This is a genomic window from Marinobacter sp. LV10R510-11A (genome assembly GCF_900215155.1).
Lineage (GTDB): Bacteria > Pseudomonadota > Gammaproteobacteria > Pseudomonadales > Oleiphilaceae > Marinobacter.
Map to the genome: position 1 here is coordinate 1,382,639 of NZ_LT907980.1, position 16,409 is coordinate 1,399,047.

The window sequence follows — 16,409 nt, forward strand, 5'->3', positions numbered from 1 at the left end:
GTACGTCCCCCTTAGTAAGTCCGGATTGTCGGTTGAAAAGTATCGACAGTCTTGGGCGAGAAATTCACATCACGCTTGCCAATACGCTTATCCAGCGGGAAGTAGAGAGAATGCTTCAGCCAGTTCTCGTCATCACGCTCGGTGAAATCGTTACGGGCGTGCGCACCGCGACTCTCTTTACGCTCATTTGCAGCAGTCGCAGTAGCCAGCGCCACTTCAAAAAGGTTATCCAGCTCCAGCGCCTCAATGCGCGCGGTATTGAACGCATTGCTGGTATCTGCCAGCTTGGTGTTGCGAACACGCTTGCCGATTGATTCAAGCTTCTTCAGGCCTTCTTCCATGCTTTTGCCGTCACGGAATACGCCGAAGTAAAGCTGCATGCAGCTCTGAAGCTCCTTGCGAACCTCAGCTACGCTTTCACCTTCGGATGCACTGTTCAAGCGATCCAAACGAGCCATTGCGCGCTTGATATCTTCATCGGTTGCATCGTCTGTATCAAAGCCACCGCGCAACTGTTCTTCAATGTGCAAGCCCGCTGCGCGACCGAAGACAACCAGATCCAACAGCGAGTTACCACCCAATCGGTTGGCGCCATGCACTGATACGCAAGCCGCCTCACCGCAGGCAAACAAGCCTGGAATCGGCTGATCGTTACCGTTCTCGTCCTGAGTCAGCGCCTGACCACCTACGTTTGTCGGAATACCACCCATCATGTAGTGACACGTAGGTACAACCGGAATCGGCTCTTTTATCGGATCCACATGAGCAAACGTACGGGACAGTTCACAGATACCCGGCAAACGCAGGTTCAGTGTTTCTTCACCTAGGTGATCCAGCTTCAGTAAAACGTGATCCTTGTCTGGGCCACAGCCGCGACCTTCAAGAATCTCGATAACCATGGAGCGCGCAACAACATCACGGCCGGCAAGGTCTTTCGAGTTCGGAGCATAGCGCTCCATGAAGCGCTCGCCTTCAGAGTTGATCAGGTAACCGCCCTCACCCCGACAACCTTCCGTTACCAGCGTACCAGCACCGTAGATTCCCGTTGGGTGGAACTGCCACATTTCCATGTCTTGCATCGGGAAACCCGCACGCAATGCCATGCCAACACCGTCGCCGGTGTTGATCAACGCGTTCGTAGTCGACGCGTAAATCCGGCCTGCGCCGCCCGTGGCCATAACTGCGGCCTTAGATTTGATGTACGCCACTTCACCCGTTTCGATTTCAATGGCTACAACACCAACAACTTCGTTCTTGCTGTTCTTGACCAGATCAACGGCATACCACTCATTCAGGAAAGTAGTGCCACCTTTAAGATTTGCCTGGTACAGCGTGTGCAACAGTGCGTGACCGGTTCGGTCGGCAGCAGCACAGGTACGTGCTGCCTGAGTAGGATCATCCGGACCTTTGGATTGGCCACCAAACGGGCGCTGATAAATGCGACCCTGCTCGGTGCGGGAGAACGGAAGGCCCATGTGCTCAAGCTCAAAAACAGCCTGCGGCCCCACCGAGCACATATATTCCACTGCGTCCTGATCGGCAATATAATCAGACCCTTTTACGGTGTCATACATGTGCCAGCGCCAGTCATCATTGGGATCAGCGCTTGCGATCGCACAGGTAATACCACCTTGGGCAGATACCGTGTGCGAACGGGTAGGAAATACTTTTGTAATACACGCGGTTTTGACGCCCGACTCGGTCAACTGCAGGGCCGCTCGCATACCGGCACCGCCGCCGCCGATAACAATCGCGTCATACGACATGGTCTTGATATTAGACATCGATTAAAGCCCCCAAATAATCTGAATACCCCAGACCACATACACAAAAATCACCAGAATGAATGCTGCCTGAAACAGGAAGCGCTGCATTGCAGATTTGATGTAGTCGGTAGAAACGGTCCAAAGCCCGACCCACGCATGAGCCCCGATGGAAAGCAGCGCTGCCAGCGTAAATATTTTGAACCAGGCTTGACCAAACAGAGCTGACCAAGACGGATAGTCAACATCGGTTGTTACAAAAAAGCCAATCAAAAACAGCGTATAGAAGGCTAATACGTAGGCAGAAACCCGCTGGATAATCCAGTCTTGGACACCGTTACGGCCAATAGTTGTAGCACTGTTCATGCCCATACAAAGACTCCTGCCAGCACGATGAGGATGACGGAAACTACAATTGTAATCTTGGCGGCCGCACGCCCGCTCTCTAGCTCTTCACCAATACCCATGTCCATGAGCAGGTGTTTGATGCCCGCAACCAGGTGGAAAAGCAGAGCAGACAGGATGCCCCAGATGATCAGCTTGGCAAGGAAGCTGTTCAGCAGTTCACTGACCTGACTGAAGCCTTCTTCCCCGGAAAGGGAAAGCTGAAGCCCGTAAAGCATGAACGCAACACCAACAAAAATGATGATGCCGCTGATGCGATGCAATATGGACGTAATGGCTGGCAGCGGAAAATGAAACTTGCCGAGATCGAGATTTACTGGTCGTTTGCTATTCACAGCGCTCTCACTCTCTCTTTTGGTACCGCAGAACCGGCGAGCCGGTGGCGGTTAGTTGGTATGTAAAGATCGAATGTACAATACGATATCGACAGACGATTGGTTCAGAAGGGCGGACACCAACTTGGTAGCTTGCTACGCACAAACATCCATCTAGGTGGATCCCCGATTCCGAGCTACTGATTATAAGGAGGCGCCCGTATAATTACAAACGCGCAACCCACGCCAAAGCTCCCTGCAAACCGTAACCGAGCCAGCCATTAGGCGTATTGACAAACTTACTTTTTAGCCCGGGCCCGCATTATTCGTGATATCCCTGATTTACAATAAGGCACGTTTACGGCGTTTCCTTACTCTTTCATTGACAAAAAAAGCCAACGCCCTATATTTTGCCGCCAGTTTTGCGATAATACGCGCTTTCTCGCGCAACAAAGACAGCTCGCGCTGTTAAAGCTGATAAATAGGAGAGCACTATGACCGACAGGAAAGCCACGCTCTCGGTGGGGGACAAGTCCATTGAGCTACCGGTTTATTCCGGCACCGCTGGCCCTGACGTCATCGACGTTCGAGGCCTAGTACAGCAAGGCGTTTTCACTTACGATCCGGGGTTTGTATCAACAGCCTCCTGTGAGTCGGCGATCACGTACATTGATGGTGAAAACGGCGTTCTCCTACACCGAGGTTATCCGATCGAGCAGCTCGCAGAGCACTCAGATTACCTAGAAGTCTGCTACCTGCTGCTGAAAGGCGAACTGCCCACGGCCGCAGAAAATACGCAGTTTCACAACACCATTAAAAACCACACCATGCTGCACGATCAGATGCGCAATTTCTTCCACGGCTTCCGCCGGGACGCGCATCCAATGGCCATCATGTGCGGTGTTGTTGGTGCGCTTTCTGCGTTTTACCACGACCAGATGGATGTCACTAACGAGCATCAGCGGGAAATCACAGCGCACCGCCTGATAGCGAAGATGCCGACCATTGCAGCTTGGTGTTACAAGTACAGCATTGGCCAGCCGTTTGTGTATCCAAGGAATGATCTGTCCTATTCTGAAAACTTCCTGCAGATGATGTTTGGCGTGCCCTGCGAGACATACAAGCCAAACCCGATCCTGGCCAAAGCCATGGATAAGATCTTCATTTTGCATGCTGATCACGAACAGAACGCATCGACCTCCACCGTGCGGCTGGCAGGCTCTTCTGGCGCCAACCCCTACGCCTGCATTGCTTCCGGCATTGCAGCCCTCTGGGGCCCGGCTCACGGGGGCGCCAACGAAGCCGTTCTAGACATGCTCGCGGAAATCGGCGACGAGTCCAACATTGATACGTTCATTGCCAAGGCCAAGGACAAAGACGATCCTTTCCGCCTGATGGGCTTTGGTCACCGGGTATACAAAAACTTCGATCCGCGCGCGAAAGTCATGGCCGAAACTGCACATGAAGTGTTGAGTGAACTTGGGCTGGAAAATGATCCACTCCTAAGAATCGCCCAGCGTCTTGAGCAGATCGCTCTGGAAGACGAATACTTCGTCAAGCGCAAGCTCTACCCGAACGTGGATTTCTATTCCGGCCTGATCCTTAAGGCAATGGGCATTCCGACGTCCATGTTTACCGTAATCTTTGCTATGTCACGGACGATTGGCTGGTTCTCCCACTGGAACGAGATGGTCAGCGGCGACTACCGCATTGGCCGTCCGCGCCAACTTTACACCGGCCCTACGGCACGGGATTACCCTAAAGAGTAAATCTCTGCCAATTCAGGAAACTAAAAGGCCGCTGACTCAGCGGCCTTTTTTTTGACGAATTTAGCGAATATCCCTTTTGCTCCGGCAACCCCTGAACTCTGTGCTAAGTTAAGCTCCAGATCCCTACAAGGAGAAAATAATGACAACCGCAACGTTTATTGGCCTCGGCGTTATGGGGTACCCCATGGCTGGTCATCTGGCTAATGCGGGCCTTACCGTACGGGTATGGAACCGCTCAGCTGAAAAATCTCTGCAGTGGGCCAAGGAGTATCCAGGATCCGCTTGCCAGACCATTGAAGAAGCCGTGAAAGGCGCTGATTTTGTGATGACTTGCGTCGGCGCCGACAAAGATCTTATTGCGGTTTATGAAGGGAGTGATGGCATTCTGGCCCATGCGCAGCCTGGAGCCGTTCTGGTGGACCACACAACGGCGTCCGCAGGCGTTGCCGAGAGGCTGGACGAAGCTTCGCGCAAAGCTGGCATGGGTTTTATCGATGCCCCGGTCTCAGGTGGCCAGCAAGGGGCCCAGAACGGCCAACTTACCATCATGTGTGGTGGCACTGAGCCAGACTACGCCCAAGCCAAACCCCTGTTACAACACTACGCCAGAGCCCTCAACCTGATGGGGCCTGCAGGCAGCGGTCAGAAAACTAAAATGGTTAACCAGATTGCCATCGCTGGGTTGGTACAAGGGCTCTCTGAAGCGCTGCACTTTGCTGAGCAGGCGGGCTTAGATGTGCGGAAAGTTGTGGATGTCATTTCAAAAGGGGCTGCGCAATCCTGGCAGATGGAAAACCGCTCAGGAGCCATGATTGATGGTGAGTTCGATCACGGGTTTGCCGTTGATTGGATGCGCAAAGATCTGGGCATATGCCTGGATGAAGCACGCAAGGTAAACGCCTCACTGCCCGTGACGGCTCTGGTAGATCAGTTCTACGGTGACGTTCAGGAGATGGGCGGAAAGCGTTGGGATACGTCTTCGCTGATCCAAAGGCTACGAAAATTCAGATAGTCGAAAAAAATAAGGTAAATAAAAAAGAGGTCAGAGCAACGCTCCTGACCTCTTTTTTAACTCTCTACCATGCTGGCGCCGGCGTGACTATTTCTGCCGGGGCTGCCATTTTCCGTCCACATACCACGCAGACCAGCCCGTTGCCTTGCCGTCTTTTTCCGACATCACGTACTGCTCTTTCGTCTTGCGACTGTAACGGATAACCGTAGGGTTACCCTCTGGATCACGTTCTGGGGCCTCCATCAGGTAATCGTGCTTCGGATCGATTTCCTTCTGGTGCGGTTTGATCTCCATCACCAGAGGTGGCCGGGTCTCACGATTTTTCGGAAACTTACTGGCCGCCAAAAACATTCCAGAGGCACCATCACGCAATACATAGGTGTCCTCCACTTTTTGGCACTGCAGTTCGGGCATGGGCACCGGATCCATTTTGGGGGGTGCCGGCTCGCCACTCTTCAAGAGCTTACGGGTGTTTTTACAGGTGTCGCTCATACAACCGAAATACTTGCCAAAACGGCCTGTTTTAAGCTGCATCTCAGAACCGCATTTATCACATTCCAAGGTGGGGCCATCATAACCTTTAATACGGAATGTGCCCTCCTCTACTTCATAACCGGAACAATCGGGGTTGTTACCGCATACGTGCAGCTTGCGGGTCTCATCCACCAGGTAACTGTCCATGGCCGTAGAGCATTTTGGGCAACGACGCTTTTTGCGCAACAGTCGGGTTTCGCCCTCGCCTTCAACGTCATCATCAGCACTGACAACCTCATCGCCTGACACAAGGTTGATGGTGGTTTTACAACGCTCTTTCGGCGGTAACGAATAGCCGGAGCAACCAAGGAACACGCCGGTACTGGCTACCCGTATCTGCATATTACGGCTGCAGGTCGGGCATGGAATACTGGTTTCCGTCGGATCATTCGGGCGCATGCCGCCTTCGCCATCGGCAGCCTCGGCTGACTCCAACTGCTTACGGAATCGCGCATAAAAATCGTTAAGAACCTTCTTCCAGTCCACATCACCTTCGGCAATGTGATCCAAGTCGCCTTCCATCTTCGCGGTAAAATCGAAGTCCATCAGATTGGAAAACGACTCACACAAACGGTCAGTGACAATCTCACCCATTTTTTCAGCGTAAAACCGCCGGTTCTGCAGACGCACATAACCTCGATCCTGAATAGTCGAGATAATCGAAGCATAGGTAGAAGGACGGCCAATGCCCTGCTTCTCAAGTTCTTTCACCAGGCTGGCTTCCGTATAACGCGGTGCCGGCTTGGTAAAATGCTGGGTAGGGTCAAGTTTTTCGAGGCTCAGGGTCTCTCCTACCTTGATGTCAGGCAGAGCAACATCTTCTTCCTTTTTGGCCGACTGAGGTGCGACCTTGAGAAAACCATCAAACTTACTAATACGGCCGCGTGTACGCAGCTCATAGTCGCCGTTGGACACCACAATCGATGTACTGAGAAATTCGGCTTCTGACATCTGACACGCCACAAACTGGCGCCAGATCAGCTCGTATAGCTTTTCTGCATCTTTTTCGAGGCCACTGATGGCTGAAGCCTGGCGAGTGGCTTCTGTGGGGCGAATAGCTTCGTGCGCCTCTTGAGCACCTTGTTTGCTGCCATAAACTTTGGGATTCTCTGGCAGGTACCGGTCCCCGAATTGCTCCCGAATATAATCACGACAGCCACTGACAGCGTCTTGGCTCAGGTTTGTCGAATCGGTACGCATATAAGTAATGTAGCCGGCTTCATAAAGACGCTGGGCCAGCATCATGGTCTTCTTCACACTGAAGCCCATTTTATTACTCGCCGCCTGCTGCAGCGTTGATGTAATAAACGGCGCCCCAGGGCGGGATTTGGTTGGCTTGTCTTCCCGCTTGGATACCTTAAAGCTGCCGGATTTAAGACGCTCTACATGCTCGACACTCTGCTGTTCACTAACAGGGCGGTAAGGCTTGTCACTATAGCGGGTAACCTCAAACGGCACGGGTTGATCACTGGCTTTGGCACCGAGCCCGGCAAACAATTGCCAGTACTCTTCGGGTACAAACACCCGGATGTCCCGCTCTCGATCTGCAATCAAGCGCACGGCAACCGACTGAACTCGACCTGCCGACAGCCCGCGGGCAACTTTTGCCCATAACAGCGGCGATACCATGTAACCCACAACACGATCAAGAAAGCGCCGTGCCTGCTGGGCATTCACTTGGTTGGTGTCAAGACTTCCTGGGTTTTCAAACGCTTCCTGAATCGCACGTTTGGTGATCTCGTTGAACACCACACGACGATACTTTTCCGGTTCGCCGCCAATAGTCTCTTGGAGATGCCAAGCAATAGCCTCCCCTTCGCGGTCGAGATCCGTTGCAAGATAGATATGGTCAGCCGATTTGGCCAGACGCTTGAGCTCGCTGACGACCTTTTCCTTTCCAGGTAGGACTTCGTAGCGCGCGCTCCAATTCTGATCGGGATCAACACCCATCCGGGCAATCAGTTGATCCTTGGCTTTGCGCCTTTTGTGCACAACTTTGTCTTCAGGACTGAGTTTGCGGGTGATTGCTGCCTGCCTAGCACGCTCTTTTGGATCAGACTGGGATCCACTGCCACTGACGGGAAGATCACGAATATGCCCAACGCTAGACTTAACAATGAAGTCAGAGCCCAGGTACTTGTTGATGGTCTTCGCTTTCGCTGGTGACTCGACAATTACGAGACTTTTACCCATATCGGAGATCTATATCCTTGGCGATAAATCGGTCGGCAAACAAGAAGACCGTAAACTCGCTGTAAAATCAATCGGCTGGAAAAACTATAGGAGCCGCCATTTTGCATAAGCTCACTGTTTTACAGGGTCAAGAATAGCAAGACAACCCATTCTTTGTTTCAGTCATATTTTTTTCACCATTTCAGGAAGCGCCTGTAGAGCGCCCTGAAAGCAGAAAGGCCCGGCGCATGCCGAGCCTTTCAATGAAAGCGTTACTGTGCCCGTCTATCGGATCACAGACGCTCCCAGACAGTCGCAATGCCCTGACCCATGCCGATGCACATGGTGGAAACACCAAGCTTACCGTTTTTGGCCAGCATTACGTTCAACAAAGTGGTGGAGATACGCGCACCAGAACAACCCAGCGGATGGCCAAGGGCAATCGCACCGCCGTTCAGGTTAACCTTCTCTTCCATTACACCCTGCAATTTCAGGTCTTTCAGTACCGGCAGAGACTGGCCAGCAAACGCTTCGTTCAGTTCCCAGAAGTCGATATCTTCAACTTTTAGGCCTGCACGCTTCAGCGCCTTTTTGGTGGCCGGCACAGGGCCATAACCCATGATCGCGGGATCACAGCCAGCTACCGCCATGCTGCGAATCTTCGCGATGGGCTTCAGACCCAGTGCTTCTGCCCGCTCTGCAGACATCAACACCATAGCCGAAGCACCGTCAGTCAACTGCGACGAAGTACCTGCAGTCACGGTGCCGTTCTTTGGATCAAAGGCTGGCTTAAGCTTGCCTAGGGACTCCACCGTGGTGTCCGGGCGAATGGTCTCATCGTGCTCAATCAGCGTTTTAAAGCCATTTTCATCGTGACCTTCAATTGGCACGATTTCGTTCTTGAAACGGCCTTCCAACGTCGCTTCTTGTGCCAAGCGGTGTGAACGCGCCGCGAACGCATCCTGCTGCTCACGGGTAATACCGTGCATCTTCGCCAGCATTTCTGCTGTCAGGCCCATCATGTTCGATGCCTTGGCAGTGTATTTAGAAGCAGCCGGGTTATGGTCGAAACCTTCCGTCATGGGGACATGCCCCATGTGCTCTACACCGCCTACCATGAACACATCACCGTTGCCGGTCATGATGGCCTGAGCCGCCGTATGGATTGCGCTCATGGCGGAACCACACAGACGGTTGACAGTCTGGGCTGCAGACTCATGAGGGATACGGGTCAGCAGAGAAATCTGCCGAGCCACGTTAAAGCCCTGCTCTTTAGTCTGGTTTACACAGCCCCAGATCACATCTTCAACTTCTTTCGGGTCGAGCTTCGGGTTGCGATCGAACAGTGCATCGATCAGCGTAGCCGACAGGGTCTCCGCGCGCACGTGGCGGAAACAACCGTTTTTGGCACGGCCCATCGGAGTCCGCACGCAATCGACGACGACAACGTCTCTCGGATTAAGGCTCATAGATCTTTCTCCGTTCGGAAATCTCGTTCAGGGTTAACCAAAGAACTTTTCGCCAGTTTTGGCCATTTCACGCAGCTTCTCGGTCGGGTGGTACAAAGGACCCAGATCTGCAAACTTGTCTGCCAGTTCTACGAACGTGTCTGCGCCCATATCATCGATATAACGCAGGGCACCACCACGAAACGGCGGGAAGCCGATACCGAAGATCAGACCCATATCGGCATCAGCCGGGTCTTCAACAATGCCGTCTTCCAGGCAGCGAACAGTTTCCATGCACAGAGGGATCATCATGCGAGCGATGATGTCTTCGTCACTGAAATCGTTCTTACCCTGAACAACCGGCTCGAGCAGCTTGTAGGTCTCTTCATCTACAACCTTCTGCTGCTTGCCCTTGCGATCGAGCTCGTACTTGTAGAAGCCTTTTTCATTTTTCTGGCCGTAACGGTTGTTATCGAACATAACGTCAATAGCCGTTGTGCCTTCGTGCTTCATACGATCCGGGAAGCCATCAGCCATAACGGCACCAGCGTGCTTGCCAGTATCCATGCCGACAACGTCAAGCAGGTACGCCGGGCCCATAGGCCAGCCGAACTTTTCCATAACCTTGTCTACGTGCTGGAAATCCGCACCGTCACGCACCAGGCCGATAAAGCCTCCGAAGTACGGGAACAGAACACGATTAACCAGGAAGCCTGGGCAATCTTTTACAACGATTGGGGTCTTGCCCATGGACTTGGCGTAAGCAACTGTCGTTGCAATGGCGCGGTCACTGGTCTTTTCGCCACGAATAACCTCAACCAGCGGCATCATGTGTACCGGGTTGAAGAAGTGCATGCCGCAGAAGTTTTCCGGACGTTTCAGATTTTTCGCCAGAAGGTCGATGGAAATAGTAGACGTGTTAGACGTAAGGATAGCGTCATCACGAACCATGCCTTCGGCTTCACACAGCACAGCATCTTTTACTTTCGGATTCTCAACAACGGCTTCAACAACCAGATCTACGTTCTTGAAATCACCGTAGTTAAGGGTCGGAGTAATGCTGTTGAGTACATCGGCCATCTGGTCTGCTTTCATGCGGCCTTTGCCTATACGCTTAACCAGCAGCTTCTTGGCTTCTTTCAGACCCAGGTCGATACCGTCCTGGTTGATGTCCTTCATGATGATGGGGGTACCTTTCAGTGCAGACTGATAGGCTACGCCACCACCCATGATTCCAGCACCCAGTACGGCAGCCAGTTTCACTTCAGAAGCTTCCTTTTCCCACGCCTTGGCTTTCTTTTTCAGCTCCTGGTCGTTCAGGAACAGGCCAACAAGGCAAGCTGCCACATTGGTCTTCGCCATCTTGGCAAAGCCTTTGGCCTCTACTTCGATTGCCTTATCGCGAGTCAAGCCTGCATGCTTCTGCATCACCTTGATAGCTTCTACTGGTGCTGGGTAATTCTTACCCGCTTTGGCACCAACAAAGGCCTTGGAGATTTCGAAGGCCATCATGCTTTCCATGGCGTTCAGCTTAATCTTGCCTTTTTTCTCTTCGCGACGTGCTTCGTAATCAAGCTTGCCTTCGTTGCACTCATTGATGATTGCAATAGCGGCTTCAACCAACTTTGCAGGCTCAACAACGGCATCAACAGCGCCAGTTTTCAGAGCGGCGTCAGCACGGTTTTCTGTACCGCCACAAATCCATTCAACGGCGTTATCCACACCTACCAAGCGAGACAGGCGAACAGTACCGCCAAAGCCCGGGAAGATGCCCAGCTTGACTTCCGGCAGGCCAACTTTTGCCTTCGGAGCCATAACCCGATAATCGGTCGCAAGGCACATTTCAAAACCGCCACCCAGAGCCATGCCGTTAATGGCTGTTACGGTCGGGAACGGAAGGTCCTCTACCGCACTGAAAATGGCATTGGCTTTCAGGTTGTTGGCTACCAGGTCTTCTTCAGAACCGGCAAACAGTTCGGTAAACTCTGTAATGTCCGCACCAACAATGAAGCTATCCTTGGAACTGGTTACTACCAGACCCTTGAGGTTCTTCTGTGCTTTAAGTGCATCAGTCGCGGCGTGGAGCTCTTCAATAGTAAGACGGTTGAACTTGTTTACCGACTCGCCTTGCAAGTCGAAGTCCAACTGAGCGATCCCGCCTTCGATCTCTTTAACCGTGATGGCTTTACCTTCGTAAATCATCAACTGATCTCCAGTCTGTGTTTGGAACTGCTACCAGCCCCGGCCGGGCTCATTAACGAGCTGCCAGAGCTGTTTTATGCAGCGAGATTTCGGTCACTGCCCGATTAATCGACTCAAAAAATTCATACAGTCGTTTGAATCGTGAGGGCACACGATGAGAAAAAACCACACGTTTGTCAATTTGTTTCTTTCTGAACACCTATTACAGACACTGCTTTTTTAGGCACTTTTGCTTAGAGTTCTTTACTTTCAGTTACCTACACGACACTTCGCAGAAAAAATTGAGCTTTATCACGCAAATTTCAAAGATATTTACATTTCCCGGAACCAGCATCTTCAAAACCGCTTGATTGGCCGGGGAAGTTACTTTACCTTCGATCTACGACTTTGGTACACAATAATAAACGCATTACGGAGACTCAATCCGATGAAAACCACACACCTGCGGACACGATCCCTGGTAGCCGCGCTCTTCTTGTTCATGCTCACCTCTATAGGCGTGCAGGCTCAAGAGGCTGAAGACCCCCTAGCCCAGCTTCACAACTTTCGTGTCAGCAATTACACCTCTCTGGATGCATTCTACCGGTTCCTCGGAAACGGCAGCACCGACATACTAAACGAGATCGTAGCAGGTATTAACTCAGCCAACGACTCCATGAACCTTCTGGCAGAAAGCACAAGTGGCGTGCTAACGAACGAGCAAGTAGAGAGCCTCAACAGCGAGTTCGACAAATTCAAAAGCCTGATGCGCAATAATATCACCGATGTGCGAAATACTGGCTATCCGGATTTACGTCTGGCGTCTGACATGGCCAACCAAGCTTTGGTCATGAACGACAAGGCAGCCGAGTTCTACCAGGTGGCTCAAGAAAGCTCCAAGGCAAACACGAGCCCCAGGGTTGAGGCTGCCAGGATGGGCGCCGTCACGATTGCCCAGATGATGGCAAAGTACTCAGTCCGGACTAATTCCTCCGTGGCCCAGACTTTCCAAGGCACATCCAAGGAAACACCGCTCGACGTGCAGGCCAAGGAATTTGACCAGTTGCTGAGCACTCTCACGAAGGGCGATAGTAAAGGTGAACTGAAAGCGCTTTTGAACGATATCGCCTCGAAGTGGCAGTTTATTCGCGGCTCTTACATCAACTACAACGAAGACAACGTAAGTTTTGTAATCGACAGGTACTCGAAGCGGATTCTCGAAGGCCTGACAACAGCTATCGAATTGCTCCAGCAAAGCGACTGAACGCCCCGCAGCCCCTTCCCCCGAACTGGCTTGCGTACTATGCTGTAGCGAAGCCGATACACTAAGGAGTTAGGGATGTCTGTCTACAAAAAAATGCTTGTTGCCATAGATCTTACCGAGGAGGCGCCTCAGGTTCTGGATAAAGCCAGAGCCATGAGCGATGCGCACGGTGCAAATCTTGTTCTGGTACACGTTGTAGAACCGGTGGGTTACGCCTATGGCGGTGATATCCCCATGGATCTAACAGAACTTCAGGATCAGCTCGACAAAGCCGCTCGAGAACAGCTTGCTGCCTACGGCGAAAAGTATGGCGTTGACAAGGCCAACCAAATTGTCACTGTAGGCCGGCCAGAGTCTGAGATTCATCGCTTGGTCAAAGAACACGCAGCGGATTTGGTGATCGTGGGAAGCCACGGCAGAAAAGGTTTTCAGTTGCTGCTGGGCTCAACTGCCAATGGCGTTTTGCACGGAACTGAATGCGATGTTTTGGCCATCAGGATTCGTTGACAACGCCCTTCAAGAACACGATTTGAAAACAGCCCGGGGCATATACACTGCCGCCGGGCTTATTTTTATCCCCAGAAAACTCAGCTATGCGCCTGCTCTTCAAGCTCCATCCATCGCGCAATCACTTTCTCCAGGCGCATTTCCTTCTGCTTCAGCTCTTCCAGCGTCGCTGCAATATCATCGGGCGAGCCCGAATAAAAGTCCGACGACGAGATGCGCTCCTTAGTGCTGGCGACGCTTTTCTCCAACTCCTCAATCTGCCCAGGCAACTGCTCGAGCTCATGCTTTAGCTTGTAACTCAGCTTGGCTGGCTTAGTGTTGCTGGAAGATTCGACTTGCACCTCTGGCTTAGACTTTGTGGATTTTGTCGATTCATTCCGTTTACCACCGGCGCCCTGCTTACCAGACTTAGTTGCCTTGTCGTGCCGGTCGGGGCGCGCACCGCTTGTTTCGGCAGGGAAGCAGCCGCCCTGCCGACGCCAGTCGCTGTAACCGCCCACGTATTCCAGAACCCTGCCTGTGCCATCCAAAAAGACAGTTTCAGTAACAACGTTGTCCAAGAACTCACGATCGTGGCTGATAACAATCACCGTGCCAGCAAATTCGGCAAGCTGCTCCTCCAGCAGTTCCAGAGTTTCAACATCCAAATCGTTGGTCGGCTCATCAAGCACTAAAATATTCGCTGGCTTACTGAACAGCTTGGCCAGCAAAAGCCGTGCGCGCTCGCCTCCAGAAAACACGCTAACAGGAGACCGTGCACGCTCTGGCGTAAAGAGAAAGTCCTGCAAATACCCGAGCACGTGCTTGCTCTGACCGTTAATATCGATAAACTCCCGCCCTTCTGACAGGTTATCGAGGGCATTGCGATCCAGATCCAGCTCGCCGCGGAGCTGATCAAAATAGGCAACTTGAAGGTTAGTACCCAAACGGATCGTGCCTTCCGTCGGCTCAAGATCGCCCAGTAACAATCTTACCAGCGTTGTTTTACCCGTTCCGTTTTCGCCCACAAGGCCGATCTTGTCGCCCCGGAATACGGTTAGATTCATATCACGCATAACCGGCGCCCCGTCGGGATAAGCAAAGCCGGCATCAACCGTCTCGACCACCAGCTTGCCGGAGCGCACTGCATCTTCCACGGCAAACGTTGCTGTTCCGCCGCGAACTCTGCGCTGTCGGTGATCTTCGCGCATCGCCTTAAGCGCCCTCACCCGCCCCATGTTACGGGTACGGCGAGCCTTGATCCCTTGGCGAATCCAGGTCTCTTCCTGCTTCAAGCGTTTATCAAAAAGCGCGTTTTCTCGATCCTCTTCCTCAAGCGCCTTTTCTTTCAGCTCGAGATAGTGATCATAAGAAGCCGCAAAACTGATCAGCTTGCCACGATCTAGCTCCACAACCCGAGTAGCCATACGCCTTATGAAAGCACGGTCGTGACTCACGAACAGTATGGCACCACGGAAAGCCCCAAGCGCCCCTTCAAGCCAAGCAATGGCTGGTACGTCAAGATGGTTGGTGGGCTCGTCCAACAACAGAATATCAGGCTCTCCTACTAGGGCCCTGGCCAGCAATACTCGGCGTTGCCAGCCGCCAGAAAGCGTATTGAGACGCTGGTCCGGGTCTATGCCATATTGCGCCAGAACAGCCGTAACCTTCTGATCAAGCCGCCATCCATCAAGCGCTTCAATGCGCTCCTGAACCTTCATCATGCGGTTCAAGCTGGCTTCATCCGCATGCTGCGTAAGTGCATGAAACTCGGCTAAGAGCTGGCCTGTCTCAGGGAACGCACCCGCTACAACCTCATACGCCGTTCTCGTATCGTCAGTTGGGAGATTCTGTGGCAGTACGGCCAGTACGGCGCCATCTTCGAGGCGAACATGCCCGCCATCGGGCACGACTTCCCCGCTAACAACTTTAAGCAGGGTAGATTTGCCCTCGCCGTTTCTTCCTAACAGACACACTCGCTCTCCGGCATCAATAATAAGAGATGCCTGATCCAGCAGTGGGTGCATCCCGAAGGATAGGGATATCGAGTCCAGCGTTAACAGTGGCACGTTGCTTTTTACTCCGATTCAATAACAGTGACGGAATCATCCACATGGATAATTCCGGGTGTTTCGTGGATTGCGTTCTGGCCGAAAATCACACCGTCTGCCGTTCTTCGATAGGAAGAGAGCATCCTCAGCGGTTGCAGGCTGGGATCTTTTATTCCGGTATCTGGGTCAACGGTAGTCAACACACAACGGGAGCTGGGCTTTACGATATCAAAGCTCTGATTACCCAGCTTTAGCTTGCACCATTTATCTTCTTGCCAAGCGGTGAAACCCTCAACAACAATATTGGGCCGGAACCTGCGCATGTCCACTGGCGCATCGAGGCGCCCGTTCAAGTCTTCCAGCGATGCAAGGCTGGTGATCAAAAAAGGAAACCCGTCGGCAAACCCAACGCGACGGTAGTCGGTTACTCGCCCGACATCAACACGCCGGAACGATGAGTCTGGCATATAGACAAGGCGCAGTTCCTTTCCACAGAAGCGGCTCAGAGCTTCACTGGCAGGGGTTTCACCTTCGTGAGCCTTTACCCAATCGCGCCAGACCAGAACTCGCAACTCTTGGCTCGTCGCCTGCAGCGTAAAGCCACCCTCGCCCGGAACATGAACACTGACGCTGCCACCCTCCAAAGAAGTGGTCACCCTTGCCAACTCCGGCAATGCTCTTTGGGTAACAAAGTTTCGATCCTCATCAACGATCATCCAGCGCCTGTCATCTTTTGGGCCGAAGTCGTCCATTTCAAACGAGGAAACTTGAATACCGGCGAGAGATTTAACCGGATAAATATGAAGTGAGTGAACTTTCACAAGGCGCGTCTCCGGAGCAGAGCGTAAGTGTTAACGAGGCGGCCAGTATAACCAAAAACAAAAAACCCGGCCTCTTACGAGACCGGGTTTTTGGAATCTGGAGCGGGAAACGAGATTCGAACTCGCGACCCCGACCTTGGCAAGGTCGTGCTCTACCACTGAGCTATTCCCGCAATGTTGAGCGGCTGA

Annotated in this window: 12 protein-coding genes and 1 tRNA gene; 4 read left to right on the forward strand and 9 right to left on the reverse strand. The window is 52.5% G+C overall.

Features of this window, described 5'->3' with window-relative positions:
• Nucleotides 1-11: 11 nt before the first annotated feature.
• The 3 genes from sdhA to sdhC are packed head-to-tail and all read right to left on the reverse strand — an operon-like array spanning nucleotide 12 to nucleotide 2,503.
• Nucleotides 12-1,784: a succinate dehydrogenase flavoprotein subunit gene (gene sdhA, locus CPH80_RS06615; RefSeq protein WP_096276285.1), complete on the reverse strand. Its 1,773-nt coding sequence runs from the start codon at nucleotides 1,782-1,784 to the stop codon at nucleotides 12-14.
• 3 nt (nucleotides 1,785-1,787) lie between these two features.
• Complete coding sequence (gene sdhD / locus CPH80_RS06620) at nucleotides 1,788-2,129, reverse strand: succinate dehydrogenase, hydrophobic membrane anchor protein (RefSeq protein ID WP_096281457.1); 342 nt, start codon at nucleotides 2,127-2,129, stop codon at nucleotides 1,788-1,790.
• Nucleotides 2,126-2,503, reverse strand: coding sequence for a succinate dehydrogenase, cytochrome b556 subunit (gene sdhC, locus CPH80_RS06625; protein WP_096276287.1), 378 nt, complete (start codon nucleotides 2,501-2,503; stop codon nucleotides 2,126-2,128). The genes sdhD and sdhC overlap by 4 nt, the downstream gene beginning before the upstream one ends.
• A 473-nt stretch (nucleotides 2,504-2,976) precedes the next feature.
• On the opposite strand from sdhC, the gene gltA reads away from it, so the two are divergent.
• Both gltA and CPH80_RS06635 read left to right on the forward strand, forming a co-directional pair.
• Nucleotides 2,977-4,251 (forward strand): citrate synthase, encoded by a 1,275-nt coding sequence (gltA, locus tag CPH80_RS06630; RefSeq protein WP_096276289.1) that lies wholly within the window; start codon nucleotides 2,977-2,979, stop codon nucleotides 4,249-4,251.
• A 139-nt stretch (nucleotides 4,252-4,390) separates the two neighbouring features.
• Nucleotides 4,391-5,263, forward strand: a complete 873-nt coding sequence (locus CPH80_RS06635; RefSeq protein ID WP_172898589.1) for an NAD(P)-dependent oxidoreductase — start codon at nucleotides 4,391-4,393, stop codon at nucleotides 5,261-5,263.
• Nucleotides 5,264-5,350: 87 nt separating this feature from the next.
• Here CPH80_RS06635 and topA read toward each other — a convergent pair whose 3' ends face one another.
• The 3 genes from topA to fadB all read right to left on the reverse strand — a co-directional run bounded on the left by topA (nucleotide 5,351) and on the right by fadB (nucleotide 11,619).
• Nucleotides 5,351-7,990: a type I DNA topoisomerase gene (gene topA, locus CPH80_RS06640; RefSeq protein ID WP_096276292.1), complete on the reverse strand. Its 2,640-nt coding sequence runs from the start codon at nucleotides 7,988-7,990 to the stop codon at nucleotides 5,351-5,353.
• Between the two features lie 272 nt (nucleotides 7,991-8,262).
• Entirely contained in the window at nucleotides 8,263-9,438 is a 1,176-nt protein-coding gene (fadA, locus tag CPH80_RS06645) for an acetyl-CoA C-acyltransferase FadA (RefSeq protein ID WP_096276294.1), read from the reverse strand.
• Between the two features lie 33 nt (nucleotides 9,439-9,471).
• Nucleotides 9,472-11,619, reverse strand: coding sequence for a fatty acid oxidation complex subunit alpha FadB (gene fadB, locus CPH80_RS06650; RefSeq protein ID WP_096276296.1), 2,148 nt, complete (start codon nucleotides 11,617-11,619; stop codon nucleotides 9,472-9,474).
• Nucleotides 11,620-12,046: 427 nt separating this feature from the next.
• On the opposite strand from fadB, the gene CPH80_RS06655 reads away from it, so the two are divergent.
• Together CPH80_RS06655 and CPH80_RS06660 are read left to right on the forward strand one after the other, a co-directional pair.
• Entirely contained in the window at nucleotides 12,047-12,862 is an 816-nt protein-coding gene (locus CPH80_RS06655; RefSeq protein WP_096276298.1) for a hypothetical protein, read from the forward strand.
• 75 nt (nucleotides 12,863-12,937) lie between these two features.
• Entirely contained in the window at nucleotides 12,938-13,369 is a 432-nt protein-coding gene (locus tag CPH80_RS06660) for a universal stress protein (protein WP_096276300.1), read from the forward strand.
• A gap of 80 nt (nucleotides 13,370-13,449) precedes the next feature.
• On the opposite strand, the gene CPH80_RS06665 is transcribed toward CPH80_RS06660, so the two are convergent.
• The 3 genes from CPH80_RS06665 to CPH80_RS06675 all read right to left on the reverse strand — a co-directional run bounded on the left by CPH80_RS06665 (nucleotide 13,450) and on the right by CPH80_RS06675 (nucleotide 16,393).
• On the reverse strand, nucleotides 13,450-15,417 hold the full coding sequence (locus tag CPH80_RS06665; RefSeq protein ID WP_096276302.1) for an ATP-binding cassette domain-containing protein: 1,968 nt from the start codon (nucleotides 15,415-15,417) through the stop codon (nucleotides 13,450-13,452).
• An 8-nt stretch (nucleotides 15,418-15,425) separates the two neighbouring features.
• The gene (locus CPH80_RS06670; RefSeq protein ID WP_096276304.1) at nucleotides 15,426-16,220 is read right to left on the reverse strand and encodes an MOSC domain-containing protein; all 795 of its coding nucleotides are present in this window, start codon (nucleotides 16,218-16,220) and stop codon (nucleotides 15,426-15,428) included.
• Nucleotides 16,221-16,318: 98 nt separating this feature from the next.
• Nucleotides 16,319-16,393 (reverse strand) — tRNA-Gly (locus CPH80_RS06675).
• Between the last annotated feature and the right edge of the window lie 16 nt (nucleotides 16,394-16,409).